Origin of the sequence: Kitasatospora sp. NPDC092286, assembly GCF_044755565.1 — a bacterium.
In the GTDB taxonomy this organism is placed as follows: Bacteria; Actinomycetota; Actinomycetes; order Streptomycetales; family Streptomycetaceae; genus Kitasatospora.
In genome coordinates this window covers 168,187-187,251 of sequence record NZ_JBIVRD010000013.1, presented here as the reverse complement: position 1 = coordinate 187,251, position 19,065 = coordinate 168,187, and the positions used below count along the sequence as shown (strand labels likewise).

The 19,065-nt window shown below is 72.5% G+C and carries 17 protein-coding genes and 1 pseudogene; 1 reads left to right on the top strand and 17 read right to left on the bottom strand.

The features are described 5' to 3' along the window. Positions 1-74: 74 nt before the first annotated feature. The 13 genes and pseudogenes from ACIQIB_RS16235 to ACIQIB_RS16175 form a co-directional block, all read right to left on the bottom strand. Positions 75-233 (bottom strand): hypothetical protein, encoded by a 159-nt coding sequence (locus ACIQIB_RS16235; protein ID WP_400654756.1) that lies wholly within the window; start codon positions 231-233, stop codon positions 75-77. 290 nt (positions 234-523) lie between these two features. Beyond that, complete coding sequence (gene gatB, locus ACIQIB_RS16230; RefSeq protein ID WP_363610777.1) at positions 524-2,035, bottom strand: Asp-tRNA(Asn)/Glu-tRNA(Gln) amidotransferase subunit GatB; 1,512 nt, start codon at positions 2,033-2,035, stop codon at positions 524-526. 73 nt (positions 2,036-2,108) lie between these two features. Continuing rightward, complete coding sequence (locus ACIQIB_RS16225) at positions 2,109-2,348, bottom strand: hypothetical protein (RefSeq protein ID WP_363610775.1); 240 nt, start codon at positions 2,346-2,348, stop codon at positions 2,109-2,111. Beyond that, positions 2,345-3,835 (bottom strand): Asp-tRNA(Asn)/Glu-tRNA(Gln) amidotransferase subunit GatA, encoded by a 1,491-nt coding sequence (gene gatA, locus ACIQIB_RS16220; RefSeq protein WP_363610773.1) that lies wholly within the window; start codon positions 3,833-3,835, stop codon positions 2,345-2,347. Before gatA ends, ACIQIB_RS16225 begins: the two co-directional genes overlap by 4 nt. Before the next feature lie 79 nt (positions 3,836-3,914). Then, a complete protein-coding gene (gatC, locus tag ACIQIB_RS16215; protein ID WP_030302932.1) occupies positions 3,915-4,211 on the bottom strand; it encodes an Asp-tRNA(Asn)/Glu-tRNA(Gln) amidotransferase subunit GatC in 297 nt (98 codons plus the stop codon). Positions 4,212-4,327: 116 nt separating this feature from the next. After that, positions 4,328-6,074, bottom strand: a pseudogene (locus ACIQIB_RS16210) (putative bifunctional diguanylate cyclase/phosphodiesterase); the annotation flags it as partial. 375 nt (positions 6,075-6,449) lie between these two features. Continuing rightward, positions 6,450-8,876, bottom strand: coding sequence for an NAD-dependent DNA ligase LigA (gene ligA, locus ACIQIB_RS16205; protein WP_400758470.1), 2,427 nt, complete (start codon positions 8,874-8,876; stop codon positions 6,450-6,452). 19 nt (positions 8,877-8,895) lie between these two features. Further along, complete coding sequence (locus tag ACIQIB_RS16200) at positions 8,896-9,924, bottom strand: methionine synthase (RefSeq protein ID WP_363610767.1); 1,029 nt, start codon at positions 9,922-9,924, stop codon at positions 8,896-8,898. Between the two features lie 67 nt (positions 9,925-9,991). Further along, positions 9,992-10,681 carry an SDR family oxidoreductase gene (locus ACIQIB_RS16195; protein WP_400654750.1) on the bottom strand — a complete coding sequence of 230 codons (690 nt, stop codon included), beginning with the start codon at positions 10,679-10,681 and terminating at the stop codon, positions 9,992-9,994. A 13-nt stretch (positions 10,682-10,694) separates the two neighbouring features. Next, entirely contained in the window at positions 10,695-11,225 is a 531-nt protein-coding gene (locus ACIQIB_RS16190) for a TIGR00730 family Rossman fold protein (RefSeq protein ID WP_363610761.1), read from the bottom strand. A gap of 68 nt (positions 11,226-11,293) precedes the next feature. After that, complete coding sequence (locus ACIQIB_RS16185; protein WP_400758493.1) at positions 11,294-11,773, bottom strand: NUDIX hydrolase; 480 nt, start codon at positions 11,771-11,773, stop codon at positions 11,294-11,296. 141 nt (positions 11,774-11,914) lie between these two features. After that, positions 11,915-13,051, bottom strand: coding sequence for a tRNA 2-thiouridine(34) synthase MnmA (gene mnmA / locus ACIQIB_RS16180; RefSeq protein ID WP_363610753.1), 1,137 nt, complete (start codon positions 13,049-13,051; stop codon positions 11,915-11,917). Positions 13,052-13,098: 47 nt separating this feature from the next. Continuing rightward, positions 13,099-14,283: a cysteine desulfurase family protein gene (locus ACIQIB_RS16175; protein ID WP_400758468.1), complete on the bottom strand. Its 1,185-nt coding sequence runs from the start codon at positions 14,281-14,283 to the stop codon at positions 13,099-13,101. 167 nt (positions 14,284-14,450) lie between these two features. Between ACIQIB_RS16175 and ACIQIB_RS16170 the strand changes: the two genes are divergently transcribed. Next, positions 14,451-15,206, top strand: a complete 756-nt coding sequence (locus tag ACIQIB_RS16170; RefSeq protein ID WP_363610749.1) for an IclR family transcriptional regulator — start codon at positions 14,451-14,453, stop codon at positions 15,204-15,206. Here ACIQIB_RS16170 and ACIQIB_RS16165 read toward each other — a convergent pair. From ACIQIB_RS16165 to ACIQIB_RS16150, 4 genes are read right to left on the bottom strand one after another with little or no spacing between them, the layout of a single operon-like run. Next, complete coding sequence (locus tag ACIQIB_RS16165) at positions 15,142-15,801, bottom strand: trimeric intracellular cation channel family protein (RefSeq protein ID WP_400758466.1); 660 nt, start codon at positions 15,799-15,801, stop codon at positions 15,142-15,144. The two genes, ACIQIB_RS16170 and ACIQIB_RS16165, sit on opposite strands and share 65 nt — an antisense overlap. Before the next feature lie 53 nt (positions 15,802-15,854). After that, on the bottom strand, positions 15,855-16,919 hold the full coding sequence (locus ACIQIB_RS16160; protein ID WP_400758464.1) for an ABC transporter ATP-binding protein: 1,065 nt from the start codon (positions 16,917-16,919) through the stop codon (positions 15,855-15,857). A 34-nt stretch (positions 16,920-16,953) separates the two neighbouring features. After that, positions 16,954-18,024, bottom strand: coding sequence for an ABC transporter ATP-binding protein (locus tag ACIQIB_RS16155; RefSeq protein ID WP_363610741.1), 1,071 nt, complete (start codon positions 18,022-18,024; stop codon positions 16,954-16,956). Beyond that, a complete protein-coding gene (locus tag ACIQIB_RS16150; protein ID WP_400758462.1) occupies positions 18,021-19,031 on the bottom strand; it encodes an ABC transporter permease in 1,011 nt (336 codons plus the stop codon). Before ACIQIB_RS16150 ends, ACIQIB_RS16155 begins: the two co-directional genes overlap by 4 nt. Positions 19,032-19,065 lie beyond the last annotated feature (34 nt).

Here is a 19,065-nt window from a genome sequence, read left to right as displayed (position 1 = left end):
CCCGGAAGGGGAGGCGCCGTCCTGCGGCACCTCCCCTTCCCGGCTCGCCTCGGCACCGCCCCGGTGCCGGTCCGTCAGCACTCGCGCAGGCGCGTGGCGCGCCGCTCGGCACGGGTGGCGACCGGCCGGCTCTGGGCCCGCCGGGCGTTCCGCGCCTCGCGGACCAGCCGCTGCCGGTCGGCGCGGGCGTGGAGCTCGCGCACCTGCTGCTGGATGAGCTCGTACTCGATCACGGTGGTTCCCCTCGTGGTTGCTTCTCGGTCCGATCGATCCGCTCGATCTGGAATGAGCCTCCTCCGCAAGGGGGGTGTGCCGCATCGGCAGCCTGCCGCATCTTCCGGCCCGCCCGGGCCTTAGCCGGACCGGCCGGGGAACGGCGAAGGCCCGGATCCACCCCGGTAAGGGGGCGGATCCGGGCCTCGGTGCTCAGCCGGCCGCGCTCGGCGGGCCTGGGCGGGCCTTAGCGCGGGCCTTAGGAGCCTCGGCCGCCGCTTAGGCAGCGCCCGGCCGCTCCAGACTGCGCCTACTGTCCTTCCACGGCAAGCCGCTCCAGGATCAGATCCTTGACGCGCGCCGCGTCGGCCTGGCCCCGGGTGGCCTTCATGACCGCGCCGACCAGGGCGCCGACCGCGGCGACCTTGCCGTCACGGATCTTGGCGGCGATCGCCTCGTTCTCGGCGATGGCCTGGTCGACGGCGGCACCGAGCGCGGAGTCGTCCGAGACGACGGCCAGGCCGCGCTTCGCCACGACCTCGTCCGGCTCGCCCTCGCCGGCCAGCACGGCCTCGATGACCTGGCGGGCCAGCTTGTCGTTCAGCTTGCCCTCGGCGACCAGCGCGGCGACCCGGGCGACCTGCGCCGGGGTGATCGGCTGCTCGCTCAGGTCGGTGCCGGTCTCGTTGGCGCGACGGGCCAGCTCGCCCATCCACCACTTGCGGGCCTGGTCGGCCGGGGCGCCCGCGGCGATGGTCTCCAGGATCGGCTCGACCGCACCGGCGTTCAGCACCGACTGCATGTCCTTGTCGGACAGGCCCCACTCGGCCTGCAGCCGGGCCCGGCGCACCCGCGGCAGCTCCGGCAGCCCGGCCCGCAGCTCCTCCACCCACGCGCGGGAGGGCGCGATCGGGACGAGGTCCGGCTCGGGGAAGTAGCGGTAGTCCTCGGCGTTGTCCTTGATCCGGCCGGAGGTGGTGCTGCCGTCCTCCTCGTGGAAGTGCCGGGTCTCCTGGATGATGGTGCCGCCGTCGATGAGCACGGTGGCGTGCCGCTGGATCTCGAACCGGGCGGCCCGCTCGACGCTGCGCAGCGAGTTGACGTTCTTGGTCTCCGAGCGGGTGCCGAAGGTCTCGGTGCCGTTGGGGCGGAGCGACAGGTTGACGTCGCAGCGCATCTGGCCCTTGTCCATCCGGGCCTCGGAGACGCCCAGCGCCTTGATCAGCTCGCGCAGTTCGGCGACGTACGCCTTGGCGACCTCGGGGGCCCGCTCGCCGGCGCCCTCGATCGGCTTGGTGACGATCTCGATCAGCGGGATGCCGGCCCGGTTGTAGTCCAGCAGCGAGTGCGTGGCGCCGTGGATCCGGCCGGTGGCGCCGCCCACGTGGCTGGACTTGCCGGTGTCCTCCTCCATGTGGGCGCGCTCGATCTCCACCCGGAAGGTCGAGCCGTCCTCCAGCTGCACGTCGAGGTAGCCGTTGAAGGCGATCGGCTCGTCGTACTGCGAGGTCTGGAAGTTCTTCGGCATGTCCGGGTAGAAGTAGTTCTTCCGCGCGAACCGGCACCACTCGGCGATCTCGCAGTTCAGCGCCAGACCGATCTTCACGGCCGACTCCACGCCGATCGCGTTGACCACCGGCAGCGAGCCCGGCAGGCCCAGACAGGTCGGGCAGACCTGGCTGTTCGGCTCGGCGCCCAGCTCGGTCGAGCAACCGCAGAACATCTTGGTCTTGGTGCCCAGCTCGACGTGGACCTCAAGGCCCATCACCGGGTCGTACGACGCGAGAGCGTCCTCGTAGGAGACCAGGTTCTTGACGCTCACAGCGTCCCCTTCGCTAAAAGTCTTTGGGAGGTACGGGCCCGGCCGCCGCTCGCGCGGGGCCGGGCCGGGGCGCTCAGCCCAGCAGCACGTCGTCGTCGCCCAGGCGGCGCAGTTCGCGCACCAGCAGGGCGGTGCCGGTGACCAGGGCCGCGGCGCCGACCAGGGCGTTGATCAGCTTCAGGGTGTCGTGCTCGCCGCGGGCCTTCTTGACGTCCTTGACGATCGACACCGCGCCGAAGGCGCTGGTACCGATGGACAGCCACAGACCCGGCTTCGAGTGCTTGAAGCCCTTCGCCTTCTCGATCTTGCTCACAGTGCCGGTGCCTCCTCCAGCAGGGTGTGCCCCCACTTGTCGTTGAGTGCGGCCTCGACGGCGCCGCCCACGCGGTACAGGCGGTCGTCCGCCATCGCGGGTGCGATGATCTGCAGGCCGACCGGGAGATTGTCCTCCGGGGCCAGTCCGCAGGGCAGCGACATGGCCGCGTTGCCCGCGAGGTTCGACGGAATCGTGCAGAGGTCGGCCAGGTACATCGCCATCGGGTCGTCGGCGCGCTCGCCGATCGGGAAGGCGGTGGTCGGGGTGGTCGGGGAGACCAGCACGTCCACGCCCGCGAAGGCGGCGTCGAAGTCGCGCGAGATGAGCGTGCGGACCTTCTGGGCCGAACCGTAGTAGGCGTCGTAGTAGCCCGAGGAGAGGGCGTAGGTGCCGAGGATGATGCGGCGCTTCACCTCGGGGCCGAAGCCGGCCTCACGGGTGAGGGCGGTGACGTCCTCGGCGGAGCGGGTGCCGTCGTCGCCGACCCGCAGGCCGTAGCGCATCGCGTCGAAGCGGGCCAGGTTGGACGAGGCCTCGCTGGGCGCGATCAGGTAGTACGCGGGCAGCGCGAGGGTGAAGGACGGGCAGGAGACCTCGACGACCTCGGCGCCCAGCTCGCGCAGCAGCTCCACGGACTCGTTGAAGCGCTGCATCACGCCGGCCTGGTAGCCCTCGCCGGCGAACTCCTTGACCACGCCGATCCGCATGCCGCGGATGTCGCGCCGCTTGGCGGCCTCGACCACGGCCGGGACCGGCGCGTCGATCGAGGTGGAGTCCAGCGGGTCGTGGCCGGCGATGGCCTCGTGCAGCAGCGCCGCGTCCAGCACGGTCCGGGCGCACGGGCCGCCCTGGTCCAGCGAGGACGAGAAGGCGACCAGACCGTAGCGGGAGACCGAGCCGTAGGTGGGCTTGACGCCGACGGTGCCGGTGACGGCGCCGGGCTGGCGGATCGAGCCGCCGGTGTCGGTGCCGATCGCCAGCGGGGCCTCGTAGGCGGCCAGCGCGGCGGCCGAGCCACCGCCGGAGCCGCCGGGGATGCGGCTGAGGTCCCACGGGTTGCCGGTCACGCCGTAGGCGGAGTTCTCGGTGGAGGAGCCCATCGCGAACTCGTCCATGTTGGTCTTGCCGAGAATCACCACGCCGGCGTCCTTGAGACGCGAGGTCAGGGTGGCGTCGTACGGCGGGATCCAGCCTTCGAGGATCTTGGAGCCGCAGGTGGTCGGGACACCCTTGGTGGTGAAGACGTCCTTCAGCGCGAGCGGGACGCCGGCCAGCGGGCCCAGCTCCTCGCCCCTGGCGCGCTTCTCGTCGACGGCGCGGGCGGCGCCGAGCGCGCCCTCGGTGTCGACGTGGAGGAAGGCGTTGACCTTCTGGTCGACGGCCTCGATGCGGTCCAGGTGGGCCTGGGCGACCTCGACGGCGGAGACCTCGCCCTTGGCGATGGCGGCGGCCGTGTCGGCGGCCGTCCACTTGGTGATGCCCATGGCAGCTGCTCCAGTGGCAGAGGGACCCTCCTCGCCGGAGGCGGGCGAGGAGGGATGGATCAGGTCAGTCATGGGTGGTTCAGTCCTCCCCGAGGATCTGCGGCACACGGAAACGCTGCTCCTCGGCGGCCGGGGCGCCGGCCAGCGCCTGGTCCGGGGTGAGCGACGGCCGCACCTCGTCCGCGCGCATGACGTTCGTCAGCGGCAGCGGGTGGGAGGTCGGCGGGACGTCCTGTCCGGCGACCTCGGAAACGCGGGCGACCGCGCCGATGATCACGTCGAGCTGCTCGGCGAAGTGGTCCAGCTCTTCGGCCTGCAACTCAAGACGCGACAGCCGAGCGAGGTGGGCGACCTCCTCGCGCGTGATGCCAGGCATGCAGCGATCCTCAGGGGTGAGTTCTGGTGAGGCCCGGCGATGCGGTCAGGCGGTGCCGGGCCCGGGCGGGGGCAGCCGGCTCGGCGGCCCCGTCCTCTTGGTCTTTGGCCCCCATCCTATGGGGCCCGACCCGGCCACCGGCCAACGAGTGAGCGCGCGGACCGGTCACAGCGGCCGCGGGCGGGACTACTGCGGCCTGGTCGGGGCCCAGTTGGGGACGCCTGGGGCCTGGATCTCCATCTGCGCGGCCTGCACCGCCTGGATCACCGGCGGCAGGACGGGCGGCAGCACGGGCGGCAGGACCGGCTGCATGCCCGGGGGCAGCTGCGTGGCCGCGGACATCCGCTCCACCGGCGGCGCGCCGGTCCGGTGCACCCGCAGCCAGGCGGTGGCCTGCTCGGCCGGCAGCGCCGCCGAGACCAGCCAGCCCTGGACGGCGTCCACCCCCATGAGGTGCAGCCGTTCCCAGGTCTCGTCGTCCTCGACGCCCTCGGCGACCACGGTCAGCCCGAGCGAGTGGGCCAGCTCCACCGAGCAGCGGACCACGGCCGCGTCGTGGTCGTCCGCGACCATCCGGGAGACGAAGGAGCGGTCGATCTTCAGCTCGCCGACCGGGAGGCTGCGCAGCCGCACCAGTGAGGAGTGGCCGGTGCCGAAGTCGTCCAGGGACATCCCGACGCCGTAGCCGCGCAGTTCGGCCAGGGTGTCGGCGGCCCGGCGCGAGTCGTCCAGCAGCAGCCGTTCGGTGATCTCCAGCTGGAGCGCGTGGGCGGGCACCTGGTGGCGGACCAGGTGCCCGGCGACCCGCTGGGCGAAGCCGGGGTTGAGCACGTCACGCGGTGAGACGTTCACCGCCACCTGCACCTGGAGGCCCTGCTCGCGCCAGTGGGCGAGCTGGCCGACGGCCGCCTCCAGCACGTAGTCGGTCAGCCGGGGCATCAGACCGCTGGACTCGGCGAGCCCGACGAACTCGTCCGGCGAGACCTTGCCCTGGCCGGGGCGCTCCCAGCGCAGCAGCGCCTCCAGTCCGACCACCCGGCCGTCGAAGGCCACCTTCGGCTGGTAGTGCAGCTGCACCTCGCCGGTCTCCAGGGCCCGCCGCAGATCGCCGAGCAGGCCGATCCGGTAGGGCGTGTCGGCGTCCTGGGCCTCGTCGTACTGCTCGACGCAGCTGTGGCCGCGCTGGGCGTGGGCCATCGCCACATCGGCGCGGCGCAGCAGCGATTCGGCGTCCTGGGCGTGCTGCGGGTAGACGCAGACGCCCGCGCTGGCCTCCAGGACGAGCAGCAGCCCGTCCAGCCGGATCGGCGCCGCCAGCTCGGCGATCAGCGCCTTGGCGACCCGTTCCAGGGTGTTCGGGCAGCCGATGCCGGGCAGCAGGACGGCGAACTCGTCGCCGCCCATCCGGGCCACCAGCGGGCGGCCGCGCCGGTAGCGCGGGGGCAGCCCGGCGAAGACGTCGTCGATCGATCCCCTGGTCGCGCTGCCCGGCGGGCCTCCGGAGCGCAGCGCACGGTGCAGCCGGCGGGCGATGTGCACCAGCAGCCGGTCGCCGGCGGTATGGCCGAGGGTGTCGTTGAGCGACCGGAACCGGTCGAGGTCGAGCAGGATGAGACCGACGCTGTAGCCCTCGTCGTGTTCGGCGATGGCCTCCTGGGCTGCCAGCAGCAGGGCCTGTCGGTTGGGCAGGTCGGTCAGCGGGTCGGTGAGCTGGTCCCGGGCCCGGTCCCGGGCGATCCGCCAGGCCGCGACCAGGACGGCCAGGGGCACCGCGAACAGCGGTAACAGCTCGGGCTCGTACCGGTAGACCAGGACGGCCAGCGGGATGAGCGGTGCGGCGCCGGCCAGCAGTACGCCGAGCAGCAGGACCGCACCTGCCACCCCCTGCGGCGGGCGTGTGGGCGCACCGCCGGTCGTACGATCCATAAGCCTTGTCCTCCGTCGGGACCGCCCCGTCAGGCCGCCTTAACGGTGAAGCACCGTACCGGCGCCGGCAGCTGCCGGGCATGGAGCGACCCCGCGGAGAACCGGCTCAGCCGGTGCCCCCACCCCTGCTGACACTCTGTTGCGCTCAAGGGTATTCCCGGGCCCACCCGGTGGGCAGACTTTCGGACAACCGGAAAAGCGCCACCGCGCTCCGGTGCCGCACGGTGACACAATGCCCGCCTTCACCGTGCGGCACCTGATGACGGTGCATCAGGACGATAACAAGACAAATCCCGGGCTTCCGCGCGCGGGTCAGCCCTCGACGGGCTCCTCCGCCGCGGGCTCCTGTCCGGCGGCCTCCGCGCCGAGGTCCGCAGCGAGGTCGGCAGCGAGGTCGGCCGCGCCGCCGGCCGTGACGTCCGCCGCAGGCTCCGCCGCGGCCTTCGCGGCGCGCTTCTTCGCGGGCGCCTTCTTCACCGGCTCCTCGACCACGGGCTCCGGCGGCAGGCCCAGGTGGACCCGGGCCGCGGCGGAACCCTGCTCCAGCAGGACGGCGAAACCCGCGTCGTCGAGGACCGGCAGCCCGAGCTGGACCGCCTTGTCGTACTTGGACCCGGGATTGTCCCCGGCGACCACGAAGTGGGTCTTCTTCGAGACCGACCCGGTCACCTTCGCGCCGCGCGAGGTCAGTGCCTCCTTGGCGCCGTCCCGGGTGTGGCCGGTCAGCGTGCCGGTGACGACGACGGTCAGGCCCTCCAGCGGGCGCTCGGCCTCCTCCTCGGGGGCCTCCTCGGTGAAGCGGACGCCGGCCTCGCGCCACTTCTCCACGATCTCCCGGTGCCAGTCCACCTGGTACCACTCGATGATCGACCGCGCGGTGCCCGTGCCGACGCCGTCGGTCGCGGCCAGCAGCTCCTCGCCCGCCGCGAAGATCGCGTCCAGGTCGCGGAACTCCCGGGCCAGGTCCTGGGCCGCGACCGGGCCCACGTGCCGGATCGAGAGGCCGTTGAGGAAGCGCCAGAGCGGGCGGTCCTTGGCCTTCTCGATGTTGTCGAGCATCAGCCCGGTGTTCTTCTTCGGCGCCCCGGTGGTGGTGGCGAAGAAGAACACCTCCTTCTCCTCACCGGTCTCGTCGTCGAGCTTGGGCATGCCGGTCTTCTGGTCGCGCACCAGCACCTTGATCGGCAGCAGTTGCTCCACCGTCAGGCCGAAGATGTCGCCCTCGTTCCCCACCGGCGCCGCGACCGGCGCCAGCGGCTGGGTCAGCGCGGTGGCCGCGACGTAGCCCAGGCCCTCGATGTCCAGCGCCGAGCGCCCGCCGAGGAAGGCGATCCGCTCGCGGATCTGGGCCGGGCAGAACTGGGCGTTGGGGCAGCGCAGGTCGATGTCCCCCTCGGCCATCGGCCGCAGCTCCTCGCCGCACTCGGGGCAGTGCGAGGGCATCACGAACGGCACCTCGTCGCCGTCCCGCAGGTCGTAGACCGGGCCGAGGATCTCCGGGATGACGTCGCCGGCCTTGCGCAGCACCACGGTGTCGCCCAGCAGGACGTCCTTGGCCTTCACCACGTCCTGGTTGTGCAGCGTCGCGTACTGGACCATCGAGCCGGCCACCTTGACCGGCTCGGCCAGCACCGCGTACGGGGTGGCCCGGCCGGTGCGCCCGATGCTGATCTTGATCTCGGCCAGCTTGCCGGTGACCTCCTCCGGCGGGTACTTCCAGGCGATGGCCCAGCGCGGGGACTTGGAGGTGGAGCCGAGCCGGCCCTGCAGGGCGATCTCGTCCACCTTGACGACCACACCGTCGATCTCGTGCTCGACCGAGTGCCGCTGCTCGCCGAAGTGCTTGATGAAGGCGCGGACCTCCGCCAGCGTGCCGACCACCTTGTTGTGCCGGGCGGTGGGCAGGCCCCAGTCGTGCAGCAGCTGGTAGGCGTGCGACTGGTTGTCGATGTCGAAGCCGACCCGGGCGCCGATGCCGTGCACCACCATGTGCAGCGGGCGGGCGGCGGTGATCAGCGGGTCCTTCTGGCGGAGCGAGCCGGCGGCGGCGTTCCGCGGGTTCATGAAGAGCCGGATCATCGCCCGGGGGCGCTTGCCCTCCTTGGCGCGCTCCTCGTTCTCCAGCCGGCGGCGCTCGTTCTCCTCCGCGAAGGAGGCGTTGAGCGCCTCGAACGCGTCGGTCGGGAAGTAGACCTCGCCGCGGATCTCCACCAGCTCGGGGATGTCGTCGCCCTTGAGCCGGTGCGGGATCTCCTTGATGGTGCGGACGTTGGCGGTGATGTCATCGCCGACTTGGCCGTCGCCGCGGGTCCCCGCCTTGACCAACTGGCCGTTCTCGTAGGTGAGGTTGACGGCGATGCCGTCGACCTTGAGCTCGCAGAGGTAGTGGTAGTCGATGCCGGCCAGCTCGGCGGCGACGCGCTCGGCCCAGGCGGCCAGCTCGTCGTCGTCCATCGCGTTGTCCAGGCTGAGCAGCCGCTCCCGGTACTCGGCCGGGGCGAACAGCACGGTGGGCGCGCCGCCGACCCGCTGGGTCGGGGAGTCCGGCGTCACCAGCGCCGGGTGCTCGGCCTCCAGCGCCTCCAACGCCCGCATCAGGGCGTCGAAGTCGGCGTCGCTGATGATCGGCGCGTCCTGCTCGTAGTAGCGGGCGCGGTGGTCCTCGATCTCGGCCGCCAGCTCGGCGTGCCGTCTGCGGACCTCCGCCGGGATCTCCTCCCAGCCCTCGACAGCCACCACCGCAAGCCCTCCTACGTTCTCATTCCGGGTTGTCCACCAGGCTCTGGGCCGCCCGCACGCTCAGTGACAGCGCCTTGCGCGCACCGGCCGGGGAGGCCCCGGCCAGTCCGCAGGTGGGTGTCACCAGCACGCGCCGGCCCAGCAGCTCCGGGGCGAACCCGAGCCTGCGCCACAACGTCCTGACACCCTGGACCATACCGGCCGGGTCGGACACTGCCGTTGATTGAGAAACGGGCAGGTCAACGGCGGGCACCAGACCCGCGAGGATCATCGTGCCGGCCTCGACCGCCTCGCCGAGATCGTCGTCCGCCCGGTCGGTGAGAAGCGTGAAGTCCAGCGAGATCCCGGCCACTCCGGCCCGGCGCAGCAGCGGGATCGGTACCCGCGGCGCGCAGCAGTGCACCACCACGGGGGCGTCGAGGCCCCGGATCACCTCGCGCAGCACCTCCTCGGCGACCTGGCGGTCGACCGAGCGCAGCCGCTGGAAGCCGCTGGCGGTCTTCACGTCGCCGGCCAGCACGGCGGGCAGCGAGGGCTCGTCGAGCTGGAGCACGACCTCCGCCCCCGGGATGCGCTTGCGGACGTCGGCGAGATGGCGGCGCAGGCCCTCGGTGAGCGAGCCGGCGATGTCGCGGCAGGCGCCGGGGTCGGCGAGCGCCTTCTCGCCGTGCCTGAGCTCGATCGCGGCGGCCAGCGTCCACGGCCCGACGGCCTGGACCTTGAGCGCGCCCTGGTAACCCTGGGTGAACTCCTCCAGCGCGTCCAGGTCCTCGCCGAGCCAGGAGTGCGCGCGCCGGGTGTCGCGGCCGGGGCGGTCGGTGAACCGCCAGCCGCTCGGCTCGGTCTGCGCGAACAGCTCGACCAGCAGGCCGGCTCCGCGTCCGATCATGTCGGCGCCGGGGCCGCGGGCCGGCAGTTCGGGGAGGAACGGCAGCTGTTCCAGCGCCCCGGTGGAGGTCCTGGCGGCCTCCCGCGCGTCGGTACCGGGCAGCGATCCGACGCCGGTGGCGGCGCCGCGCAGGTCGGGGAAGGAGTGTCCGTTGCTCACCTGTCCGAGCCTAGTGCGCCGGGAGCGCCGCCCGGCACAGGGTTGCGCTGCGCCGGGCGGCGGTGGCTCAGCGGCCCGGGCGGACGGTGATCTCGGTGATCTCGGCGTCGCGCGGCAGGTCGATGGCGGTGAGCAGGGCCTTGACCACGGACTCGGGGGCGATCCAGCGGTCGCCGTCGTACTCCTTGCCCTCCTGCTGGTGCACCTTGACCTGCATCGCGGTGGCGACCCGGCCGGGGAAGACCGAGGTGACCCGGACGCCGTGCTCGTGCTCCTCCAGCCGCAGCGAGTCGGCGAGCGCGCGCAGCCCGTGCTTGCTGGCCGCGTACGCCCCCCACTCGGCACTGGCCCGCAGCCCCGCACCGGAGTTGACGAAGACCACATGGCCCTTGGCCAGCCGGACCGAGGGCAGCAGCAGCCGGGTCAGCTCGGCGGGGGCGACCAGGTTGACGGCGAGGGTGTCCTGCCAGGCCTTGACCGGCAGGTCGCCGATCTGGCCCAGCTCGACGACGCCGGCGATGTGCAGCAGGGAGTCCAGCCGGACCGGCAGCTCCTGGTGGCCGAGGGCCCAGGAGAGCTTGGCCGGGTCACCGAGGTCACCGACCAGCGTCCGGGCCCCGGGGAAGCGCTCCCGCAGTTCGGCGGCCCGGCGGGCGTCGCGGGTCAGCAGCCAGAGGTCGTCCCCGCGTTCGGCGAGGCGCTCGGCGACGACGGCGCCGATGCCGGAGCCCGCGCCGGTGATCAGATGGGTAGCCATGTCCCCGATCCTCTCAGGCGCCGGTCTTGAGCTGCTCGAAGACCTCGGCCGGGGTCCCGGCGAAGCCGATCAGGTCGCCGAGCGGCCGGGGCAGGAAGCCCTCGGCGTCCATCCGCTCCAGCTGGGTGCGCAGGCCCGCGTAGAAGCCCTCGGTGTCCAGGACGACGACCGGCTTGTCGTGCAGCGCGTGCTTCTTGAGCTCCAGCACCTCGGTGACCTCGTCCAGCGTGCCGAGGCCGCCGACCAGGACGACGACCGCGTCCGCGCGCGTCAGCAGCTGGGCCTTGCGCTCGGCGAGGTCGCGGGTCATCACCAGCTCGTCGGCGCCCTGGTAGACCTTGTCGGCCAGCAGGTCGACCGAGACCCCGACCAGCCGGCCCCCGGCGGCCTTCACCCCGTCGGCGAGCAGCCCCATCAGGCCGGTGTGGGAGCCGCCCCAGACCAGCGTGTGGCCCCCCTCCCCGAGCAGCCGGGCGAACTCGGCGGCGGGGTCGGTGTAACGGTCGTCCAGGGAGTACGCGGAGCAGAAAACACAGATATTCATAGTGCGTCCGGTCTATCACGAGCCTGGTGCTCGGCTCAGCCGCTTATCCGGACGGCCTGGCGGCTCGCTCATCGGACAGTGTGTTCACCGATCAAGTGACGACCGTCGTGGGTGCGGACGCTCGGTGCGGCGTCTTCCCGGAGCGCGTCCAGCATCCGCACCGCGTACACCTCGGCCATGCGACCGGACACTTCGGCCGGCGTGAGCCAGTCGACCTCGATCGACTCGTCCGAGAGCTGTTCGCTCCCGCCTTCGGGGCGGCAACGAAAGACCAGGGCGACGATCCCCCGGTTCATATTCTTGTAGACGCCGGTCAGCCGCTCCACACCGACCTTGATCCCGGTCTCCTCGTAGATCTCGCGCCGCACGCCGTCCTCGATGGCCTCCGTCAGCTCCAGAACGCCGCCCGGAGGCTCCCAGGTCCCGTTGTCGGCCCGGCGAATCGCCAGCACCCGGCCGTCCCTTCGCACCACCGCCCCGGCAACGGACACCGAGTGGAGCTGCGTTGACTGGGACTTCCCGGCGCTGTTACTCATGTGCGGGAGAATAGGAGCCCTTGGGGACCACCGAAAGCCGGTCCGGCGACCGGGGCGAGGGGTGGCTGTCGGGCTTCGGCGGCAAAGGCTCCCGGACGCTGCCATAGAGCGGGCGGGCCGGGCGGAGTCCGCCGGCCCGCCCGAAGCGTTGCCTTACGCGCGGACGGCCGGGCGTTCGGTGGTGGCGATGGTGGCGGAGCCGACCACCCGGGTGCCGTCGTACAGCACCACGGCCTGGCCGGGGGCGATGCCGCGCACCGCGCTGTCCAGCCGGACCCGCAGCTCCCCGTCCACCACGGCGGCGGTGACCGGCACTTCCTCGCCGTGGGCGCGCAGCTGGGCGGTGTACCGGCCCTCGGCCGCCGCCTCGGTGCCGCACCAGCGCGGGCGGATCGCGGTCAGCGCCGTCACGTCCAGGCCCTCCAGCGGGCCGACCGTGACGGTGTTGTTCACCGGGGAGATGTCCAGGACGTAGCGCGGCTTGCCGTCGGCGGCCGGGCGGCCGATCCGCAGGCCCTTGCGCTGGCCGATGGTGAAGCCGTAGGCGCCGTCGTGCTCGCCGAGCTTGGTGCCGTCCGCGTCGAGGATGTCGCCGGTGGCGGTGCCGAGGTGCCTGGCCAGGAAGCCCTGGGTGTCGCCGTCGGCGATGAAGCAGATGTCGTGGCTGTCCGGCTTCTTGGCGACGGCCAGGCCCCGGCGCTCGGCCTCGGCCCGGATGACGTCCTTGGTGGTGTCGCCGAGCGGGAAGAGCGAGTGGGCGAGCTGGTCGGCGTCGAGCACACCGAGCACGTACGACTGGTCCTTGGCGGCGTCGACCGCGCGGTGCAGCTCGCGGCGGCCGTCCGGGAGGTCGACGATCCGGGCGTAGTGGCCGGTGCAGACCGCGTCGAAGCCGAGCGCGATCGCCTTGTCCAGCAGCGCGGCGAACTTGATCTTCTCGTTGCAGCGCAGGCAGGGGTTGGGCGTGCGGCCGGCCGCGTACTCGGCGACGAAGTCGTCGATCACGTCCTCGCGGAAGCGCTCGGCGAGGTCCCAGACGTAGAACGGGATGCCGATCACGTCGGCGGCCCGGCGGGCGTCCCGGGAGTCCTCGATGGTGCAGCAGCCGCGGGCACCGGTGCGGAACGACTGCGGGTTGGACGAGAGGGCCAGGTGCACGCCCGTCACCTCGTGCCCCGCTTCGGCGGCGCGGGCCGCGGCGACGGCGGAGTCGACCCCGCCGGACATCGCCGCGAGCACGCGCAGGCGGCCAGTGGACGGAACGGTCGGAGCACCCGGGAAATCAGTCATGATGCCAACAAGGGTACGTGCTCACCGCGAACGCGCGGCCGGGTTTCCTACCGCCGGGCGGCGGCCGCGAGACCGGCGTTGCGGGCGCGCTGGACGGCGGGCGCGATGGCGGCGGCCAGCGCGGTGACGTCCTCCCGGACGGAGGTGTGGCCGAGCGAGAACCGCAGCGAGGAACGGGCCAGCGCGGGGTCGACACCCAGCGCCAGCAGCACGTGGCTGGGCTGCGGCACCCCGGCCGAGCAGGCCGAGCCGGTGGAGCACTCGATGCCCTGGGCGTCGAGCAGCATCAGCAGTGCGTCGCCCTCGCAGCCGGGGAAGGAGAAGTGCGCGTTGGCGGGCAGCCGGCCCCCGGCCGTCGGGTCGCCGTTGAGCACCGCGTCCGGGACGGCGGCCAGCACGGCGGCGACCAGTTCGTCCCGCAGCGCGCCGAGCGCCTCCTGGTGCTCCGCCCGGCGTTCGACCGCGATCGCCGCGGCGGCCGCGAAGCCGGCGGCGGCGGGCGCGTCCAGGGTGCCGGAGCGGACGTCGCGCTCCTGGCCGCCGCCGTGCAGCAGCGGGACGGGCGCCGCCCCGCGGGACAGCAGCAGCGCGCCGATGCCGAACGGGCCGCCGATCTTGTGGCTGGTGACGGTGAGCGCGGTGAGCCCCGACTCCGCGAAGGAGACCGGGACCTGGCCGAGCGCCTGCACCGCGTCGGCGTGCGTCGGGATGCCGTACTCGGCTGCCACGGCGGCGAGTTCGGCGATCGGCTGGACGGTGCCGACCTCGTTGTTGGCCCACATCACGGTGACCAGCGCGACCGAGGAAGGGTCCCGCTCGATCGCCGAGCGCAGCGCCTCCGGGCGCACCCGGCCGACGGAGTCGACCGGCAGGTACTCGACCTCGGCGCCCTCGTGCTCGGAGAGCCAGTGCACCGCGTCCAGTACGGCGTGGTGCTCGACCGGGCTGCAGAGCACCCTGGTCCGGGCCGGGTCGGCGCCGCGCCGGGCCCAGTACAGCCCCTTGACCGCGAGGTTGTCGGACTCGGTGCCGCCGCCGGTCAGCACGATCTCGCTGGGGCGGGCGCCCAGCGAGTCGGCGAGCGACTCGCGGGCCTCCTCGACCACCCGGCGGGCCCGGCGGCCGGACGCGTGCAGGGCTGAGGCGTTGCCGACGACCCCCAGGTGCGCCGTCATCGCGGCGATCGCCTCGGGCAGCATCGGCGTGGTCGCCGCGTGGTCCAGGTATGGCATAACCATCCGATTGTAGAGGGCCGCCGAGGGGCGGTCAGGCCATTGCCCCGACTGTGCCGCACCGTTGGCCGAACGGGACCCAAAGCCCGTGGGGTGGTTGGCCTGTCGCTCGGGGAAGCGGTTAGCCTGACGGCCACTGCAATCGGCCGGACGGGACTGGGGGCGGAATGTCGCAGTCGGTCGACCGCGCGCTCACCATCCTCGGCTCCCTCGGCGACGGCCCGGTCACCCTCGAACAGGCCGCGACCGGCATCGGGGTGCACAAGTCCACCGCGCTGCGGCTGCTGCGCACGCTGGAGGAGCACGGTTTCGTCCACCGCCAGTCCGATCTGCGCTACCGGCTCGGCGGCCGGCTGCTCTCGCTCGCGCACCGGGCGCTGGAGGAGATCGACGTCCGGCAGGTCGCCGCGCCGCATCTCGCGGCCCTCAACGAGCGTTGCGGCTTCACGGTCCAGCTGGCCGTGCTGCAGGACGGCGAGGTGCTGTACCTGGACGAGCTGGCCGGCCGCTGGGACGGCGCCGCGGCCCGGCCGTCCCGGATCGGCCGGCGCGCCCCGGCGGCCGGGACGGCGATCGGCCGGGTGCTGCTGGCCGGCCTGCCGGAGGACGGCGCCCGGGAGGACGGCCTGCCCGCCGAGCTGGCCGCCGTGCGCCGCCAGGGCTGGGCCGCGGAGTCGGCCGAGCACCGGGAGGCGGTGACCTGCGTGGCCGCCCCGGTGGCCGGCAGCGGCGGGCAGGCGGTCGCGGCCTGTGCGGTCAGCGCCCCGGCGGACCGGGTGCCGGCCGCCGAGCTGGCCCGGCTGCTGCCGGAGCTGCTCTGCACCGCCGAGGCGATCTCGCTCGCGTACGGCGGCTCGCCTACTCCTCGCTGGTGCGAGAACCGTTGCGGTGCCAGGCCCGGGGGGCGCGCCAGCCGAACCTGAGGGCGCACATCCGCAGCACGAACGCGGTCAGCGCGGCCGTCGTGCCGGTCACCGCGGTCAGGCGGTCGAGGCCGATCAGCGCCGCCACCAGCGCCGCGCCGACCAGGGCCGGGACGGCGTAGATCTCCCGGTCCCAGCGGAGCAGCGAGGGGATCTCGCCCGCCAGCACGTCCCGCATCACGCCGCCGCCGGCCGCCGTCACCATGCCGAGCGCCACCGCGGCCACCGCACCGAGCCCGTAGTCGTGCGCCTTGGCGGTACCGGTGACGCAGAACAGCCCGAGGCCGAGCGCGTCCAGGGTCTGCACCGCCCGGTTGATCCGTTCGACCTCCGGGTGCAGGAAGAAGACCACCAGGCCGGCCACCAGCGGCGTCGAGAAGTAGCCGAGGTTGGAGAACGCGGCCACCGGTGTGGCCCCGATCACCAGGTCGCGCATCACACCGCCGCCCAGCGCGGTGACCTCCGCCAGCACACAGATCCCGAAGATGTCCATGTTCTTGCGCACGGCGAGCAGCCCCCCGGAGAGGGCGAAGACGAAGATGCCGACGAGGTCCAGCGTCTGCTGCACGTCGGAGGGGAAGATCTGCGAAGTCACCGGACAACTATGAACCCGCGGACACCTCCCCTCCGCCGTGCCTCACCCGGACATCAGGCCCCAGTGGGCGCCTCCCCGCCCGCGGGGGCGTTCTCCGGGAAGTGGCAGGCCACCTGGTGGCCGGTCTTCAGCGCGGCGAGCGGCGGCTCCTGGGCGGCGCAGATCTCCTGGGCCTTCCAGCAGCGGGTGCGGAAGCGGCAGCCGCTGGGCGGGTTGATCGGTGACGGCACGTCGCCCTTGAGCAGGATGCGCTCGCGCCCGCCCTGCTGCCTGCGGCGCGGGTCGGGCACCGGCACGGCGGACATCAGGGCGTTGGTGTACGGGTGCAGCGGGCTCGCGTAGAGCGAGTCCCGGTCGGCGATCTCGACGATCTTGCCGAGGTACATCACCGCGACCCGGTCGGAGACGTGCCGGACCACCGAGAGGTCGTGCGCGATGATCAGGTACGTCAGGCCCAGCTCGCGCTGGAGGTCGTCCAGCAGGTTGACCACCTGCGCCTGGATCGAGACGTCGAGGGCGGAGACCGGCTCGTCGGCGACGACCATCTTGGGCCGCAGGGCGAGCGCCCGGGCGATGCCGATGCGCTGGCGCTGGCCGCCGGAGAACTCGTGCGGGTAGCGGTTGTAGTGCTCGGGGCTGAGCCCGCACAGCTCCAGCAGGTCCTGGACGGCCCGCTTCACCCCGTGTTCGGTCTGCACCTTCTGCAGCCGGAACGGCGCGCCGACGATGGTGCCGACGGTGTGCCGGGGGTTCAGCGAGGAGTACGGGTCCTGGAAGATCATCTGGATGTCGCGGCGCAGCGGACGCATCGCACCGGCGCCCAGGTGGGTGATGTCGGTGCCCTCGAACTCGATCGTTCCGCCGGTCGGTTCGTCGAGCCGGGTGACCAGCCGGCCCATGGTCGACTTGCCGCAGCCGGACTCGCCGACGACGCCCAGGGTCTCGCCCGCGTTGACCGTGAAGTCGATGCCGTCGACGGCCCGCACCGCATCGGTCCGGCGCCGCAACAGCCCGCCGTGGATGGGGAAATGCCGGGTCAGACCGGCCACCCGGAGCAGCGGCTCGCGGTCGGGGGCGGGTGTCGGCGCAGGGATCCCCGCCGTCTGAGTGTCCGTCATCAGTGGTCTCCAGAAAGGTGGTACGAGGCCGGGCTCACAGCCGGGGTGCGATCTCTTCGGCGAAGATGCGGTGCCGGTCGGCGGCCCCGAGGTGGCAGGCCGCGTAGTGCCCGGGGGTGGCCTCGGCCAGCACCGGGATCTCCTCGGCCGAGCGCCCGCCGGTCAGTTCGGCGTACGGGCAGCGCGGGTGGAAGGCGCAGCCGGACGGCACGTTGATCAGGCTGGGCGGGGTGCCCTTGACCGGGACGAGCCGGTCCTGGAGCTCGCGGTCGAGTCGCGGCATCGAGCCCAGCAGGCCCCAGGTGTAGGGGTGTTCGGGCGCGTCGAAGAGGGTGTCGGCGGGTCCGCGCTCGACGCACTTGCCGCCGTACATGACCAGGATGTCGTCGGCGAGTTCGGCGACCACCCCGAGGTCGTGGGTGATGATGATGACGGCCGAGCCGAACTCCTGCTGGAGGTCGCGGATGAGGTCCAGGATCTGCGCCTGGACGGTGACGTCCAGGGCGGTGGTGGGCTCGTCGGCGATCAGCAGCGAGGGGTCGTTGACCAGCGCCATGGCGATCATGGCGCGCTGGCGCATGCCGCCGGAGAACTGGTGCGGGTAGTCGTCGACCCGGCGGTCGGGCTGCGGGATGCCGACCCGGTCGAGCATCTCGACGGCGCGGGCGCGGGCCTGCTTCTTGGTCGCCTGCGGGTGGTGCACCCGGTAGGCCTCGACGATCTGCGCCCCGACGGTGTAGTAGGGGTGCATCGCGGTGAGCGGGTCCTGGAAGATCATCGCCATCTGGCGGCCGCGCAGCTGGCGGACCCGGTCCGGTCCGGCCGCGATCAGCTCCTCGCCGTCCAGCCAGATCTCGCCGCCGATCCTGGCCCGCTTGGTGCGGTGCAGGCCCATGATGCCGAGCGAGGTGACGGACTTGCCGGAGCCGGACTCGCCGACGATGCCGAGGGTCCGGCCCTTCTGGAGGTCGAAGCTGACCCCGTCGACCGAGCGGACCAGGCCGTCGTCGGTGTCGAAGTGGATCCGCAGGTCGCGCACGGAGAGGAAGGCGTCCCGCGCCGCGCCCTCCCCCGCCGGGGCAGCGGTCTTCTGGAGGTCGGTCACGACAGCCTCACCCGGGGGTCGACAGCGGCGTACAGGAGGTCAACCACGAGGTTGCAGAGCACGATGAAGAAGGCGGCGAGCAGCGTGACGCCGAGGATCTTCGGCAGGTCGTTGTCGGTGATCGCGGAGACCGCGAACTGGCCGACGCCCTGGAGCGAGAAGACCTGTTCGGTGATCAGCGCACCGCCGAGCAGCAGGCCGAGGTCCATGCCGAAGATGGTGACGACGGGGGTGAGCGCGGAGCGCAGCCCGTGCCGGACGACCACCTTGCGCTCGGCCAGGCCCTTGGCCCGGGCGGTGCGGATGTAGTCCTCGCTCATCGTCTCCAGCATTCCGGCGCGGGTGAGCCGGGCGTAGAGCGCGGAGTAGAGGAAGGCCAGCGAGATCCACGGGAGGATCAGGTTGCGGGCCCACATCAGCGGGTCGTCGGTGAAGTTGACGTAGTGCGGGTTGTCCAGGATCGGCCACTCGTAGCTGAAGAGCGTGAGCAGCAGCGCGCCGGTGAAGAAGACCGGCAGCGAGACGCCGGCCAGCGCGACGCCCATGGAGAGCCGGTCGAAGATCGACTTCGGCTTGAGGGCGGAGACCACGCCGGTGGCGACACCGGAGACCAGCCAGACCACCGCGGCACCGCTGGCCAGCGAGAGGGTGATCGGGATGCGCTTGGTCAGCTCGGGCCAGACCTCCAGGTGGTTCTTGAACGAGTAGCCGAAGCACGGCACGTGGCAGGTGACCGGGTCCGGGCCGAACTTGTACTCGGCGCCGCTGACCAGTGCCTTCAGGAAGTGCCAGTACTGGGTGTAGAGCGGCTGGTCGAACCCGAGGTTCTTCTTGATCGCCGCGATCGCCTCGGGTGACGGGTTCTTCCCGATGTACTGCGCGGCCAGCTGGTCGGTCGTCTCGCCGGCCAGGCGCGGGAGCAGGAAGAAGATCGCGAAGGTGACCGCGCTGACCACCAGCAGCAGCACCAGGGCCGCGAGCGTCCTGCGGATGATGTAGGCAAACACAGTTGGGCGGCTCCGGCGGCCCGCCGCCGTCCGG

Excerpts from the sequence above, each read along its gene's own strand:
- ACIQIB_RS16160 (WP_400758464.1), bottom strand. The coding sequence starts at position 16,919 with ATGACGGACACTCAGACGGCGGGGATCCCTGCGCCGACACCCGCCCCC.
- ACIQIB_RS16190 (WP_363610761.1), bottom strand. The coding sequence starts at position 11,225 with ATGAATATCTGTGTTTTCTGCTCCGCGTACTCCCTGGACGACCGTTAC.
- gatA (WP_363610773.1), bottom strand. The coding sequence starts at position 3,835 with ATGGGCATCACCAAGTGGACGGCCGCCGACACGGCCGCCGCCATCGCC.
- gatC (WP_030302932.1), bottom strand. The coding sequence starts at position 4,211 with ATGCCTGGCATCACGCGCGAGGAGGTCGCCCACCTCGCTCGGCTGTCG.
- ACIQIB_RS16195 (WP_400654750.1), bottom strand. The coding sequence starts at position 10,681 with ATGGCTACCCATCTGATCACCGGCGCGGGCTCCGGCATCGGCGCCGTC.
- ACIQIB_RS16175 (WP_400758468.1), bottom strand. The coding sequence starts at position 14,283 with ATGCCATACCTGGACCACGCGGCGACCACGCCGATGCTGCCCGAGGCG.
- ACIQIB_RS16170 (WP_363610749.1), top strand. The coding sequence starts at position 14,451 with ATGTCGCAGTCGGTCGACCGCGCGCTCACCATCCTCGGCTCCCTCGGC.
- mnmA (WP_363610753.1), bottom strand. The coding sequence starts at position 13,051 with ATGACTGATTTCCCGGGTGCTCCGACCGTTCCGTCCACTGGCCGCCTG.